Origin of the sequence: Collinsella sp. LCP19S3_F2 (assembly GCF_052121015.1) — a bacterium.
Classification (GTDB): Bacteria; Actinomycetota; Coriobacteriia; order Coriobacteriales; family Coriobacteriaceae; genus Collinsella.
On the sequence record NZ_JBQKFA010000003.1, the window covers coordinates 182560 to 197046 of the forward strand.

A 14487-nucleotide genomic window follows, 5' to 3' on the forward strand; every position below is an offset into this window, starting at 1 on the left:
TTGGGCTGGTAGCCTGCTAGGATGTAGAGCGGATTTTAGCTATATAAGGAGTATTCGACGTGTCTATGCGTACCGATGATTTTGACTACAACCTTCCTGAGGAACTGATTGCCCAGGCTCCTGCTGAGCCGCGTGACTCCTGCCGCCTGCTGGTGGTGGATCGCAAGGGCTCCCAGGCGGGAACGCCGCTGGAGCATGGCGGCACCGTCGAGCACCGCATCTTCCGCGACATCATCGACTATATCGAGCCGGGTGACGTGCTCGTCATCAACCAGACGCGCGTGATGCCGGCCCGTCTTATCGGTCGCAAGGCCGGCTCGGGCGGCGTGGTCGAAACGCTGCTGCTCAAGCGCCGCGAGGACGTGGATCCTCTGGGTCACGTTTGGGAGTGCCTGGTCAAGCCGGGCAAGCGCCTAAAGCCCGGCGCTCAAATTGAGTATCGCGCCGGTGGCGCCCATGCGCCCGAGGGCGCGCCCGTGGTGCTGACGGCCGAGGTCGTCGACTTTGTCACCGATAGCCGCGGCGGCCGCCTGGTGCGTTTTGAGCCGGCCGGTTGCAATGCCGCCGGCGACCCGCGCACGCTCGATGAGGCCATCCATGCTGCCGGCCACGTGCCGCTGCCGCCCTACATTACCGATTACGAGGGCGATCCCGAGAAGTACCAGACCGTCTACGCCATGAAGGAGGAGCACTCAGCTGCCGCTCCCACGGCGGGCCTGCACTTCACGCCCGAGCTCATGGCGGCTATCGAGGCCAAGGGTGCGAAGTTTGCCGCCGTCGAGCTCGAGGTGGGCATCGATACCTTCCGTCTGGTGGAGGAGGACGACCCCACGCAGCACGTGATGCACACCGAGCGCTATCACGTGTCGCAGGAGGTTGTCGACGCCGTGCATAAGGCTAAGGCCGAGGGGCATCGCGTGATTGCTGTCGGTACCACCGCAGTCCGCTCGCTCGAGAGTGCGTTTGACGCGGACGCGCCGGTGTCCGATCCGGCTGTGACAGCGCGCTATTTTGAGGGCCGTAAGGACGGGGCCGACACGCTCGGCCGTGGTGACATCGTGGCGCGCGAGAACGCGACGACGCAGCTCTACCTCATGCCCGGCTCGACCTATCACGTGGTCGACGCGCTGATCACTAACTTCCATGTTCCGCGCTCCACACTCATGATGCTCGTGAGCGCACTTGCTGGCCGCGACCAGATCATGGATGCCTACGCCGCCGCTATCGAGCAGCGCTACCGCTTCTTCAGCTTTGGCGACGCCATGCTCATTTGTTAGTTACGCGGTTCTACGAACCGCGTAACTGCTCGACGCTGCGCGGGCCGCATTTGGACAATCTGACGTTCAACTTCAAGGGCGCGACCAGAAGGTCAGCGCCCTTTCGTTTCACGTCACCTTGCCTCAAATGCGACCCGCTCGCTGTCGCTGGCAAAACATCGGCATTTCTTTGGTTGTCAAGAGATTGCCGTTCTGGCGGGTTTTCGCTGACTTCGCCAAAACATTGGCGTTGCCGTGGTTCAACCTGCCAAAAAGGGACAGGTTTATTTTGGCAGGTTTTATCTGGGCAAACGTTGTTGGTGCAATGGGGACTGCTTTATTTGCACCAAGTTGGTGCAAAGTAGCCTGGCCCCTTTGCACCAATCAAAACGTTGCGGTGAGTGTTTTTTGGCAGCTGGTTTACTTGCTCGCGAACAGCCAGATTAGGACGATCACGAGGATTACGGCGACAATGCAGACGATTGCGCCGGTGAATTTGACGCGTGAGTCACGGGTGCGCTCGCGCACGTCGTTCTCGGCGGCTTCGAGCTGAGCCACTTCGCGCTCGGTTTCGGCACGCTCGGCCTTATCGCGAGCCAGGGAGCCCGCGAGCGATTCGGTGATTTCGGGATGGTTGTGCACCTCGGTCGCCTGCTCGATGATCGACTGCGCATGCGCGATGTCCGCCTGGGCATTGGCGATAGCCTGCTCTTGCTCTTGACGCGCTTTGTCTTCGGTGACGATCTTCTCGCGTAATTCGCGCTGGCGCGTTGCAGCGGCCGCCTTTGCGGTCTGCAGCTCGTCGCGCGCGGCATCGGCCTCGGCCGTCACGGCCTGATGGGCGCGCTTGGCGTCGGCGATGGGGGCTTGCGCCTGCTCGACGGCGTGCTCGGCGGCTGCGAGCGAGTGCTCAAGATCGGCGGTGATGCGCGGGACATCTTCCTCGGCTTTACGCAGGGCATCAGCCGTGTCGGAGATCTGCATCGAAAGCTCGCTGGTGCGCACCGTATAGTTGGCGGGATTTGCCGAGGGATTGCGTTGCAGCTCGGCATACTCATGACGCAGCGTCTCGAGCTGGGCGCGCGTGGCGTTGACGGTTTGCTGCGCTGCGGCAACGCCGGCGTCTCGCTCGGCCTGTACCTTGTCGCGGATGCGCTTGGAATCCTCGAGACGTCGTACGAGGCGGTTACCGGTCTCGCGCGAGCTGGCTTCGCGCGCTTCGACGGCATCGAGTGCGGCTTTGAGACGCCGCTCGGTGGCGTCGTCCTCTTCTTTTATTTGTTCGAGCTGCGCTTTGAGCTCTGTTGTCTTGGCGGCATGGGTATCGCGGCCGATTTCTGCCGCCGCGGCGGCCTCTTGTGCCGTGTCGATAGCGTGGCGCTGGTCGGCGACGATTTGGTCGTAACGCCCTGCGATATCCTGGCGCGTCTCGAGCTCCTCTCCTTGATCGGCGATGCGCTGATCAAGTTCGGCCAGGTGGGCACGAGCGTCCGCGAGCGCCTTTTTTGCGGCGTTCATCTCGCGCATGGCAGAGGCGCCCTGGGCGATAAAAGTGCCTACGGCGTTTGCTGTATTTGAGACGGCGGTTCCCAGATCGCGGCTGGCTGCAGGGGCGTGTGGAGCGGTCGGGTGACCGGCGTCGGCCGTACCCGCATCGGGCGCCTGCGACGTGGCGATATTGCCGGTGCCACCCTCGATCACGGAAAAGCCGGCAGTGTGCGGGTCAACTGCATCTGCGCCAATTGTAGGGTGCTCGAGCTGTAAGAACGAAGGTACGGTGCTGCCTTGGTCGGCAACGGGGGTCTCGCCAGGCACGAAGGTCGATGCGGCCTCGGCGGCCTTCTCTTCTTCGGCGTCCACATCGGCGTCGGCCACGGCGTCTTTCATCGCTTTGACGGCATCCATCATGGAGTCCATGACGGCATCGAGCTCTTCTTCCGAAGATACCTCGATGGGTCCTGCCGCCTGTGGCGCGGGGTCCGCGTCGGGCTCGGCGTCGTTCGACTCCGGTTGCTCGCCTTCGTCATGCTCGACAGTATCGCCTGTGTCTGTTGCCTTATCCGCACCGGCGTGCACATCATCGGCGGATGCATCGACGGAAGCGGCGACGCAGGTAGGAGTGCTGCAGTCGTCGGCGACGTCTGCGGAATCATCAATATGCTGCTGAGTCTGGGGGTCCAGCTCGTCTGTCATAGGCATGTGCTCCTCATCGTTGATTGTCACCCTATGATAAAGTCTCGCGCCGGCATCCCGCGCGCCGCAGCAAAGTTTCAAAACGTGTTCGATGGCTCGCTTGGATAGCAAAAATTTGGCCGCTATATTCAGTTTGCGCTTGACATTCCCTTCTCCGAAAGACGTTATGCCGTTCGCCTGCCGCGGTCTTTATAATGGTTTGCGTATGAACCGCAACCAAGGAGTTCCAGTTTATGGACCAGAGCCTATTTAAATTCGACCTGATCGCCGAGGATCCGACGACGCATGCGCGTGCCGGCGTGCTGCACACCCCGCACGGCGACATCGAGACGCCGATCTTTATGCCCGTGGGCACCAAGGCAAACGTCAAGGGCATTCCTGCCGAGACTGTCAAGCAGCTCGGCGCCCAGATCGTGCTTGCCAATACCTATCACCTGTCCATGCGTCCCGGCGAGGATACCATCGCCGAGTTGGGTGGCCTGCACAAGTTTATGAACTGGCATGGCCCCATCCTCACTGATTCCGGCGGTTTCCAGGTGTTCAGCCACAACGACGCCGTCAAGCTCACCGACGAGGGCGTGCGCTTTATCGTCAACGACTACGACGGCCGCCACGTGTTCTGGACGCCCGAGGACAACATGGAAATCGCCATGAAGCTCGGCTCCGACATCTGCATGCAGCTCGACCAGTGCCCGGGCTATCCCGCCACGCGCGCCTACGTTGAGCGCGCCGTTGAGCTGTCGAGCATGTGGGCCGAGCGCTGCTATAAGGCGCATACCCGCGACGACCAGGCGCTCTTTGGCATCGTTCAGGGTGGCATGCATCTGGACCTGCGCCTGCGTTCGCTACGCCATCTGGAGGAGTGCGGTGACTTCCCCGGTTACGGCATTGGCGGCTACTCGGTGGGCGAGGACCACGAGACCATGTTTGAGACGCTGGCACCGCTCGCGAGCGAGTACATGCCCAAACATAAGCCGCGCTACCTGATGGGCGTCGGCAACCCGACGACGCTCGTGCGTGGTGTAGGCGTGGGCATCGACATGTTCGACTGCGTGCTGCCGACGCGCACCGGCCGCATGGGGACGGCGTTTTCGAGCGAGGGTCGCCTTAACTTCCGCAACGCCCGCTTTGCGCACGACGACGGCCCCATCGATCCCACCTGCACCTGCCCGGTGTGCACGGGCGGCTACAGCCGTGCGCTCATTCGCCACATGGTCACGCAGAAGGAGATGCTCGGCGGCATTTTGCTTTCGATGCACAACATCTACTACCTGCTCAACCTTATGCAGCGTGCCCGCCAGGCCATTATCGAGGGCCGTTACGGTGCGTTCGTGAGCGACTGGATGAACAGCCCCGCGGCAGTGGATTACTAAGAGCTGCGGGTGCGCTTACGGGGGCGCTCGCGCGGTGTCGAGGCTACGTGCCAATCAACCGTGCGTAGCCGGCGCCGGGCATCGCATGCGTCGGCATCGGTTGCACGACCTCTGACCGATGCCTTGCAAGCGCTTGATGCATCGTGGGTACCATACCGAATGGTTGATGTTCGGGCGGGTGTTTGACGCATGGCGTCGACCCCGCCCGTTTCTATTTTCAATAGGAGTATCCCATGATTAAGAATGAGAACGTCGAGGGCGAGCCGGCCTACGACGAGACGTACCGACGCGGCCCCGTGGTTATGCGCGGCCCTATGATTCCTAAGGACAACACTTACGCCAACCTGCTGGCGCCCGAGGACTCGACTGACTGGTTGCACGCCGACCCGTGGCGTGTGCTGCGCATTCAGGCCGAGTTTGTCGATGGCTTCGGCGCGCTTGCCGAGCTCGGGCCCGCGGTGACCATCTTCGGCAGTGCCCGCACGCCCAAGACCGATCCGCTCTACAAGGCGGCGCGCACGGTCGGCCGCAAGATCGCGCAGCGCGGCGTGGCGGTTATCACCGGCGGTGGTCCTGGCATTATGGAGGCGGCCAACAGGGGAGCGGCGAGCGCCAACGGCAAGTCGGTCGGCTTGGGTATTGAGCTTCCGCACGAGCATGGGCTCAACAAATACGTGAACCTCGGCATGGACTTCCGTTACTTCTTTGTGCGCAAGACCATGTTTGTCAAATACAGCTCGGGCGCCATCGTGTTTCCCGGTGGCTTTGGTACGCTCGACGAGATGTTTGAGGTGCTCACGCTGGTGCAGACGCACAAGGTCAAGCGCATGCCGCTTGTTTTGGTGGGCAGCGAATACTGGCAGGGCCTGTTCGACTGGCTCAACGGCCCGGTGATGGATGCCGGCATGATCAGCCCACTCGATCCAGACCTCGTCCACATCACCGATGACCTCAACGAGGCCGTCGATATTGTCCTGAGCGGGCTGATGTAGGGTAGGTAAAATGGGACGGGGCTAAAAAGACTGGTCTGAAACGTTTGATATCAGTCTTTTTGGCCCCGTCCCAAATGAACTGCTTCCAAGTTGCGGTGGAATAGGGATTGGTTGGCGACGATGCGCTTGGCGCCACGACCCTTTTTGATCGCCTTGATCTCGCCCGATTTCCACTCCGGCGAAACGGTCAGGCGAATATTGAGCATCTGCATGAGCTGGCCTGCACCTGGTCGAGCAGGTCTTCGCCTTCGATAATCACATGAAGCGGAATCACGTAAATGCCGAGCTCTTGGGCGCGGGCGGGGGAGATGTCCGACGTGGAGTCGGTTATGATGGCAAAAGACATAATTGCACCTTTCGTTGGGGCGCTTGCGCGCCGCCTTCTGAGAGCAAAGTGCGAAAGTATAGTAGAGTCGTTCCACATTACTAGGTTCAATTGTTGAATAGTCAACAGGTTGAAGTTTCGGTGTGGAAATCGTCAACTGGGGGAAGAGGGATGTCGATGGAGGCGCTGGAGATATGCAAGCGGCCGGTCGTGCTGTTTGATTTTGACGGCACGGTGGCCGATACGGGCCGGGCGGTGATGACTTCGACGCGTAAAGCGCTGGCTGCGCGCGGGTTTTCTGAGGCGCAGATGGGTGACCTGCGCCGCATGATCGGGCCTCCGTTGTGGAAGAGCTTCCACGACTTTTACGGCTTCTCGCGCGAGGAGTCGCTTGTGGTGGCCGACGAGTACCGTGCCTTTTTTGATGAGCTGGGACCGGAAGAGTACCCCGTGTTCGATGGAATTCCCGAACTGCTCGATGGCCTGGCCGCCCAGGGGCATCACTTGGCCGTGGCGACGTCGCGCATGGAGGCAAAGTGCATCGACATGGTGGGCGAGCTGGGGCTTTCGCAGTTTGAGGCGGTGGTCGGTATGAATCCGCCGCAGGGGCGCGAGACCAAGGCCGATTCGGTTCGCGATGCCCTGGCGGCGCTCGGCGCGACGGCGGACGATGCCGTGATGATCGGCGATCGCTTTAACGATGTGGAGGGCGCGCACGCAATGGGCGTGCCGTGCATTGGCATCTATTCGGGCGCGGCGGTGCCGGGCGAGCACGAGGCGGCGGGTGCCGATGCAGTGGTGCACTCGGTGGCCGAGCTTGCTAAACTTTTCGCCATCTAATGACGTTATGCGAGGGGCGGGTGTGACCGTCGCTCATTGGTAAGGAGGTCGTCCATGAATCAGGTGGAGCAGAGCGTTACCGAGTATGTCGACGAGATCTGGGAAGATGTCGTTGCCGATATCGAGCAGCTGGTGAGCTATCCGTCCGTGGCCGTTGCTGCCCATGCGGAGCCCGGTGCGCCGTTTGGCCGCCCGGTCCGTGATGCGCTCGATTGTGCGCTCGGCATTGCGCAAAAGCTCGGCTATCAGACGAGCGACGACGAGGGCTATGTGGGCATCGCCGACATTCCCGGCCGCGGCGATAAGCAGCTTGCGACCATCTGCCATGTGGATGTGGTGCCCGCCGGTCCCGGTTGGAACACCGACCCGTTTGCGATGGAGCGCCGCGAGGGCTGGCTGCTCGGTCGTGGCGTGATCGACGACAAGGGCCCGGCCGTGTTGTCGCTCTACGCCGGTGCCTACCTGATCAAGCACGGCATTGTGCCGCGCTATACCTTCCGCGCGCTGCTGGGCTGCGATGAGGAAGTGGGCATGTCCGACGTTCACCATTATCTGGAGAACCACGCAGACCCCGACTTTTTGTTTACGCCCGATGCCGAGTTCCCGGTCTGCAATGCCGAGAAGGGGCAGTTTGGGGCGACGTTTGTGAGCTCCAAGATCGACGGCGGGCGCATCGTATCGTGGAGCGGTGCCGAGGCGAGCAACGCCATTCCGTCGCAGTCTATCTGCGAGCTCGCGATTGCCGCCGATGCGCTGCCGGCGCCCGTTGAGAACGCCGACCGCCTGGAGATCACGGCGCTCGATAACGGGCATGCGCGGATTTTCGCCCACGGTATTGGCGGTCACGCTTCGATGCCCGAGGGAACGATCAATGCCGTCGGCCTCATCGTGGCGTATCTGCGCGAGGCCGAGGACGCGTTTGGTGCACGCGACGAGCGCCTGCTGACGCCCGCCGAGCACGAGTTTGTCAAGTTTCTGACCTTTGTACATGCGGATGCCTATGGCCACGGCCTGGGTATCGACGCGACGAGCCCGGCGTTTGGCCCGCTCACGTGCAACCCCGGTGTTATCCGTGTGATGGATGGCCATATTGAGCAGGTCATCGACGTACGTTTCCCCGACAGCACGAGCGCCGATACCATCTGCGAGCAGCTCGAGCCGCTCGTGGGCCGCTTTGGCGTGACGTGCCGTGTGGGTCGCGCAAAGGTGCCGTTCTCGGTGTCCGCCGACGATCCGGCCGTGAAGGCGCTTATTGATACCTATAACGAGTTTACGGGCAAGCATGCCGAGCCCTTTGCCATGGGCGGCGGCACGTACGCACGCAACTTTGCCCGCGCCGTGTCGTTTGGCCCCGAGGAAACCGGCCTGGAGCTGCCCGCATGGGGCGGCCAGATGCACGGCCCCAACGAGTGCGCCAACGAGGAACAGCTCAAGCAGGCGCTCAAGATCTATATTGTTGCGATCCTTCGTTTGAATGAATTAGAGCTTTAAGGTTACGCGGTTTCCTAATCTAAGTTGCGATGGAATAGTTCCTAGAATGGGCCATTTGATGGCCAAGCAGGAACTATTTCACCGCAACTTTGTATTTATTGGTGTAAAAGGCAGGCCATGCTTGGGGGCGGGTTTGTTATTCGTCTGTAAAGCCGAGTCGCGCTTGCGGTAAGGGTCTATCAAATGCCCGTAAGAAACTGCAGTTGGCGCGGGCACCGCCCGATCGAGGCCGTATCTTTCCAAACAGCAAAGCGGGCAGGGTGCCCGCGAGTCGCATGTATGAAAGGAAGATTATGCTCGATCAGGCTTATTCTCGTCGTCAGTTCCTCGGCCTCGCTGGTGGTCTTGCCAGCTTCGTGGGCCTCGGCCTCGTTGGTTGCGGCGGCGCAGGCGCTTCCAACGCCGCCGACAAGGGCAGCGCCGCTGCCGAGTCCGTCTCCGGCGAGGTGACCTACGACGGCGCCTCCTCGTTCCAGGCTCTCGTCGAGGCCGCTGCCGAGAAGTTCATGGACGCCAACCCGGACGTCTCCGTCTCTGGCTCGGGCAACGGTTCGGGCAAGGGCCTGACCGCCGTTGCCGCCGGTACCGTCACCATCGGTAACTCCGACGTCTTCGCCGAGACCAAGCTCGAGGCCGACCAGGTCAAGAACCTCGTCGACCACGAGGTCGCCGTCGTGGGCATGGGTCCCGTCGTCTCCAAGAACGTGAAGGTCGACGACTTGTCCCTCGAGCAGCTCAAGGGCATCTTCTCCGGCCAGATCACCAACTGGAAGGAGGTCGGCGGCGACGACGCCACCATCGTCGTTCTCAACCGCAAGGCCGGCTCAGGCACCCGCGCCACCTTTGAGGCCGCCGTCTTTGGTGACGAGGCCGTCGACTTTAAGGGCGACGCCGAGCTCGACAAGTCCGGCGACGTCCAGACTCAGATGGCCAGCACCGACAACGCCATCTCCTACCTCGACTTCTCGCACTTCGACGACTCCAAGTTCAACGCCATCAAGGTCGAGGGCGTGGAGCCCAAGAGCGCAAACGTCACCGACGACTCCTTTAAGATCTGGGCGACCGAGCACATGTACTGCGCAAAGGACGCCGACGATGCCACCAAGGCCTTCCTGGAGTTCATGCTTTCCGACGACGTCCAGGGCAAACTTGTCGAGGAGCAGGGCTTTATCCCCGTCTCTGCCATGAAGGTCGTCAAGGACGCCAGTGGCAAGGTCTCCGCTAAATAAGTAATCGCCCCGGAAAGGTTTGCAATGGCAAAACAGCTGCCAAAGCGCGACCTTGAGAACGTGGGCCTGAGCGTCACGGGCGCGTGCGTAGCGCTCGTGACGCTTGTCGTTGCCGCGCTCATCTTTATGGTCGCCCAAAAGGGCCTCTCGGCTTTTCTCAAGGACGGCGTTTCGGTCGTCGAGTTCTTTACCGGCACCAAGTGGGACCTGGCCAACACGGCCGAAAACGGCCTGCCCTATACCGGCGCCCTGCCCCTGATCGTCACCTCGTTTGCGGTCATGGTGCTCTCCACGCTTATCGCGCTGCCCATCGCCATCGGCTCTGCCATCTTTGCGGTCGAGATTAGCCCTAAGTTTGGCTCCAAGGTGTTTCAGCCGCTTATTGAGCTTTTGACCGGCATTCCCTCGGTCGTCTTTGGCCTGGTCGGCTTTCACGTGGTCGTCGGTCTTATGAAGAGCGTTTTCCACGTGAGCACGGGCCTGGGCATCTTGCCCGGCGCCATTGTGCTGGCCGTCATGATCTTGCCGACGATGACCACCCTTTCGGTCGATGGCCTGCGTGCCGTGCCCGATAGCTACCGTCAGGGTTCGCTCGCGCTGGGCTACACCCGCTGGCAGACCATCTGGCACGTGGTACTCAAATCCGCCATGCCGTCGCTCATGACCGCGGTCATCCTTGGCATGACCCGCGCCTTTGGCGAGACGCTCGCCGTGCGCATGGTTATCGGCGGCATCGAGGCCATGCCGACGTCGCTGCTGTCGCCGGCCTCCACCATCACCACCACGCTCACCACGTCTATGGCGGTCTATGCCGAGGGCTCTGCCCAAGACGATGTCCTGTGGGCGCTCGGTCTGCTGCTGATGGGCATGAGCCTCATCTTTATCCTGATCATCCACCTTATCGGCCGCAAGGGGGCGAAGGCTCGTGGCTAGCACGCGCATTCATATCGACGAGGCGAGACTCAGGCGCGTCCAAAAGCAGGACCGCATCGCCACGGGCGTGCTGACGGCAATCGTCGCCATCGTCATGCTCATCGTCGTCTCCATGGTGGCCTATATTCTGTTCGAGGGCATCTCGACGCTGTTCCAGCCGGGCTTTCTCACGCAGCCCGCGCGCGCCAACGGAACCCAGGGCGGCGTGCTCTACCAGCTGTTCGACTCGTTCTATCTGCTGTTGATCACCCTAGGTATCTCGGTGCCCATCAGCTTGGGCGGCGCGGTTTTCCTGGTTGAGTACGCGCCGGACGGCCCCATCCGTGACATCGCCTCCACCGCCATCGAGACGCTGTCCTCGCTGCCTTCCATCGTCGTCGGCATGTTCGGCTTTCTGGTGTTCTCGGTGCAGCTGGGCTGGAAGTACTCCATCATCTCCGGCGCCGTCGCGCTCACCATGTTCAACATCCCCATCCTGGTGCGCGTGGTCCAGCAGGCGCTCGAGGACGTGCCGCAGGCCCAGCGCGATGCGTGCCTGGCCATGGGCCTCACCCGCTGGGAGGCCACGCTGCACATCCTGATCCCCGAGGCCATGCCCGCTATCGTGACCGGCATCGTGCTTTCGGCCGGCCGTGTGTTTGGCGAGGCCGCGGCGCTGCTCTTTACCTCGGGCATGAGCTCGCCGGTTCGCCTGAACTTCTTGAGCTTTAACCTGTCGAGTCCCACTTGCGCCTGGAACGTGTTCCGCCCCGGTGAGTCGCTCGCCGTGCACATCTATAAGATCTACGGCGAGGGCAGCCCCGAGGCCCAGCAGATTGTTTGGGGCACCGCGGCACTGCTGATGATCTGCGTGCTGCTGTTTAACGTAGTCGCCCGTATCGTGGGCAAGCAACTGGCAAGGAGGATGACGGCCGAATGAGCGAGATAAATGCAACGCCCGCAACCGAGGCGGCCGCGTCCGAGACCCAGGACTTTTTGTCGAGCGTGGGGGAGAGCGAGAAGCGCGTGCGCGTAAGCGGCAAAGCCGTGAGCGACGAGGTCGTGCTTTCCACCAAGGACGTCAACGTTTACTATGGCGACCACCATGCGCTGCACGATACGTCGCTCGACTTTCACAAGGGCGAGATCACGGCGCTCATCGGGCCTTCGGGCTGCGGTAAGTCGACCTTTTTGCGCAGCCTCAACCTTATGAATCGCGAGATTCGCGGCTGCCGCGTGGAGGGCGAGATCAACTACCGCGGGCGCAACGTGAACACCAAGACCGAGAACACCTACGAGCTGCGTCGCTCCATTGGCATGGTGTTCCAGCAGCCCAACCCCTTTCGCAAGTCCATTCGCGACAACATCACGTTTGCGCCCAAACGCCACGGCATTACTGACCGCGACGAGCTCGATCGCATGGTCGAGGAAAGCCTGCGCGGCGCGGCGCTGTGGGACGAGGTCAAGGACAAGCTCGACAAGAGCGCCTACGCGCTTTCGGGCGGCCAGCAGCAACGCCTGTGCATTGCGCGCACGCTGGCGCTCAATCCCGACGTGATTCTGTTTGACGAGCCCTGCTCGGCGCTCGACCCCATCTCGACGCTGGCAATCGAGGACCTGATGTCATCGATTGTTGCCGACCGCGCCATCGTCATCGTGACGCACAACATGGAGCAGGCGGCGCGCGTGTCCAACCGCACGGCGTTTTTCTACATGGGCGATATGGTCGAGTACGACGAGACCGACGAGATTTTCCAACGGCCCAAGGATAAGCGGCTGAATGATTACCTCACCGGCATGTTCTCCTAGTCCGGGACATGCTTGAGGCCCGCGGCGGCCATGGTTGCCGCGGGACTGATTGGAGAGGCGGGTCATCTCTTGCGGGAGATAGCCCGCCTTTTTGCTCTGCGACCGAAACGACCACCACAAAGGGGACAGGCACCTTCGTGGTGGTTTGGGGTGGGGCTCGCTGCTATCATGGACAACGTTGAATTTCTACGAAGGAGCAGGGCATATGGCGATTCTTTTGGGATGCGATTCCGTCAGCCTAGAGTTTCCCACTAAGCATATTTTCGATAGCGTGACGCTCGGCGTGGACGAGGGCGACCGTATTGGTATCGTCGGTAAAAACGGCGACGGCAAGTCGACGCTGCTGAGTGTGCTCGCCGGCACACTGGAACCCGACGACGGCCGCGTGACGCATCGCCGCGACACGACGATTGGTTTGCTCGGCCAAAAGGACAACCTGGTCGATACCGACACCGTGCATCATGCCGTCGTCGGCGACACGCCCGAGTACGAATGGGCCTCGAGCCCGCGTACGCGCCAGATCCTGGCCGGCCTTATTAGCGATGTGCCCTGGGAGGGCACGGTGGGCGAGCTTTCGGGCGGTCAGCGCCGCCGCGTGGACCTCGCGCGCCTGCTGATCGGCGACTACGACGTGCTCATGCTCGACGAGCCCACCAACCATCTGGACATGCGCACCATCAACTGGCTCGCGCGCCACTTAAAGGCCCGCTGGCAGCGCGGCCAGGGCGCCATGCTCGTGGTCACGCACGACCGTTGGTTCTTGGACGAGGTCTGCACCAGCATGTGGGAGGTCCACGACGGCCAGGTCGATCCCTTCGAGGGCGGCTACTCCGCATATATCCTACAGCGCGTAGAGCGCGACCGCATGGCCGCCGTTACCGAGGAGCGCCGTCGCAACATGGCACGTAAGGAGCTCGCGTGGCTGAGCCGCGGCGCACAGGCGCGCTCCACCAAGCCCAAGTTTCGTGTGGAGGCCGCTCGCGAGCTCATCGCCGACGTACCGCCCGTGCGCGACGAGCTGGAGCTCAAGCGCCTGGCGGTGAGTCGCCTGGGCAAGCAGGTTATCGACGTGGTCGACGTGGACGCCGGCTATGCCGATACCGACGGCACGCCCAAGCAAGTGCTCTCCGACGTGACCTGGCTCATTGGTGCGGGCGACCGCTATGGTCTTTTGGGCGAGAACGGCGCCGGCAAGTCCACACTGCTCGATGTGATTCAGGGCAAGATCGCGCCCCTGCGCGGCCGCGTGAAGATTGGCCAGACGGTGCGCTTTGGCGTGCTGTCGCAGCAGCTCGAGGAGCTCGAGCCCTACATGGGCGACACGATCCGCGAGGTGCTCAGCAACTACAAGAAGTACTACGTTATCGATGGCAAGGAGACCTCGCCCGAGAAGCTCTGCGAGCGTCTGGGCTTTACGACGCAGCAGCTCTGGAGTCGTATCGGCGATCTTTCGGGCGGACAGCGCCGTCGCCTGTCGCTGCTGCTGACGATCCTGGACGAGCCCAATGTGCTCATCCTGGACGAGCCCGGCAACGACCTGGATACCGACATGCTGGCGATTGTCGAGGACCTGCTCGATGGTTGGCCCGGCACGTTGATTCTGGTAACGCATGACCGCTTTTTGATGGAGCGCGTGACCGACCAGCAGTGGGCGCTGCTCGACGGCCACCTGACGCATATGCCCGGCGGCGTCGACCAGTACCTGCGCCTGTGCAATGCCACCGCCGAGGGCGAGCCCGTGGGTGCGCCGAGCGCCAAGACTGGCACGTTCGACACCGGTGCCGCGGCAGCTGCGGCCGAAAAGCCCAAGGCGAGCGGTCAGCCCAATGGCCTTTCCAATGCCGAGCGCCAGAAGCTCCGCCGCGAGGTGAGCTCGCTCGAGCGCAAGATGGAGACGCAGCGCGCTCGCGTGGAGGAGGCCGAGGCCGCGATGGCTCAGGTCGACCCCACCAACTACACGGCGCTGGGCGAGCAGCAGGCAAAGATCGACGAGGCTCACGCCGCTATGGACGAGCTGGAGATGGCGTGGCTCGAGGCGAGCGAGAAGCTCGAGGGCGAGGAGTAGAC

Annotated in this window: 13 protein-coding genes; 10 read left to right on the plus strand and 3 right to left on the minus strand. The window is 62.1% G+C overall.

All coding sequences use genetic code 11. The annotated features are described in order from the left end of the window. The first annotated feature begins 65 nt into the window (after positions 1 to 65). On the plus strand, positions 66 to 1277 hold the full coding sequence (queA, locus tag ACTQX9_RS03880; protein WP_441540596.1) for a tRNA preQ1(34) S-adenosylmethionine ribosyltransferase-isomerase QueA: 1212 nt from the start codon (positions 66 to 68) through the stop codon (positions 1275 to 1277). Between the two features lie 399 nt (positions 1278 to 1676). Here queA and ACTQX9_RS03885 read toward each other — a convergent pair whose 3' ends face one another. Next, positions 1677 to 3449 (minus strand): hypothetical protein, encoded by a 1773-nt coding sequence (locus ACTQX9_RS03885; protein ID WP_441540539.1) that lies wholly within the window; start codon positions 3447 to 3449, stop codon positions 1677 to 1679. Positions 3450 to 3682: 233 nt separating this feature from the next. Between ACTQX9_RS03885 and tgt the strand changes: the two genes are divergently transcribed. Together tgt and ACTQX9_RS03895 are read left to right on the plus strand one after the other, a co-directional pair. Next, positions 3683 to 4822, plus strand: coding sequence for a tRNA guanosine(34) transglycosylase Tgt (tgt, locus tag ACTQX9_RS03890; protein WP_441014862.1), 1140 nt, complete (start codon positions 3683 to 3685; stop codon positions 4820 to 4822). 233 nt (positions 4823 to 5055) lie between these two features. Further along, complete coding sequence (locus ACTQX9_RS03895; protein WP_154515782.1) at positions 5056 to 5814, plus strand: TIGR00730 family Rossman fold protein; 759 nt, start codon at positions 5056 to 5058, stop codon at positions 5812 to 5814. 50 nt (positions 5815 to 5864) lie between these two features. Here the strand turns inward: ACTQX9_RS03895 and ACTQX9_RS03900 are convergent, their stop codons facing one another. Beyond that, complete coding sequence (locus ACTQX9_RS03900) at positions 5865 to 6026, minus strand: hypothetical protein (RefSeq protein WP_441540540.1); 162 nt, start codon at positions 6024 to 6026, stop codon at positions 5865 to 5867. Next, positions 6002 to 6160: a DegV family protein gene (locus tag ACTQX9_RS03905; protein ID WP_441540541.1), complete on the minus strand. Its 159-nt coding sequence runs from the start codon at positions 6158 to 6160 to the stop codon at positions 6002 to 6004. Before ACTQX9_RS03905 ends, ACTQX9_RS03900 begins: the two co-directional genes overlap by 25 nt. A gap of 156 nt (positions 6161 to 6316) precedes the next feature. Here ACTQX9_RS03905 and ACTQX9_RS03910 point away from each other — a divergent pair, with 156 nt between their 5' ends. From ACTQX9_RS03910 to ACTQX9_RS03940, 7 genes are all read left to right on the plus strand, one after another. Further along, positions 6317 to 6979: an HAD hydrolase-like protein gene (locus ACTQX9_RS03910; protein WP_427719570.1), complete on the plus strand. Its 663-nt coding sequence runs from the start codon at positions 6317 to 6319 to the stop codon at positions 6977 to 6979. Between the two features lie 54 nt (positions 6980 to 7033). Next, entirely contained in the window at positions 7034 to 8470 is a 1437-nt protein-coding gene (locus ACTQX9_RS03915) for a M20 family metallopeptidase (protein ID WP_441540542.1), read from the plus strand. A gap of 293 nt (positions 8471 to 8763) precedes the next feature. Next, the gene (locus ACTQX9_RS03920) at positions 8764 to 9699 is read left to right on the plus strand and encodes a phosphate ABC transporter substrate-binding protein (protein ID WP_154515770.1); all 936 of its coding nucleotides are present in this window, start codon (positions 8764 to 8766) and stop codon (positions 9697 to 9699) included. A 24-nt stretch (positions 9700 to 9723) separates the two neighbouring features. Then, positions 9724 to 10632, plus strand: coding sequence for a phosphate ABC transporter permease subunit PstC (gene pstC, locus ACTQX9_RS03925; protein ID WP_441540543.1), 909 nt, complete (start codon positions 9724 to 9726; stop codon positions 10630 to 10632). Beyond that, positions 10625 to 11551, plus strand: coding sequence for a phosphate ABC transporter permease PstA (gene pstA / locus ACTQX9_RS03930; RefSeq protein ID WP_441540544.1), 927 nt, complete (start codon positions 10625 to 10627; stop codon positions 11549 to 11551). Before pstC ends, pstA begins: the two co-directional genes overlap by 8 nt. Next, a complete protein-coding gene (gene pstB, locus ACTQX9_RS03935; protein WP_441540545.1) occupies positions 11548 to 12420 on the plus strand; it encodes a phosphate ABC transporter ATP-binding protein PstB in 873 nt (290 codons plus the stop codon). Before pstA ends, pstB begins: the two co-directional genes overlap by 4 nt. Positions 12421 to 12625: 205 nt before the next feature. Beyond that, positions 12626 to 14485, plus strand: a complete 1860-nt coding sequence (locus ACTQX9_RS03940) for an ABC-F family ATP-binding cassette domain-containing protein (protein WP_441540546.1) — start codon at positions 12626 to 12628, stop codon at positions 14483 to 14485. Positions 14486 to 14487 lie beyond the last annotated feature (2 nt).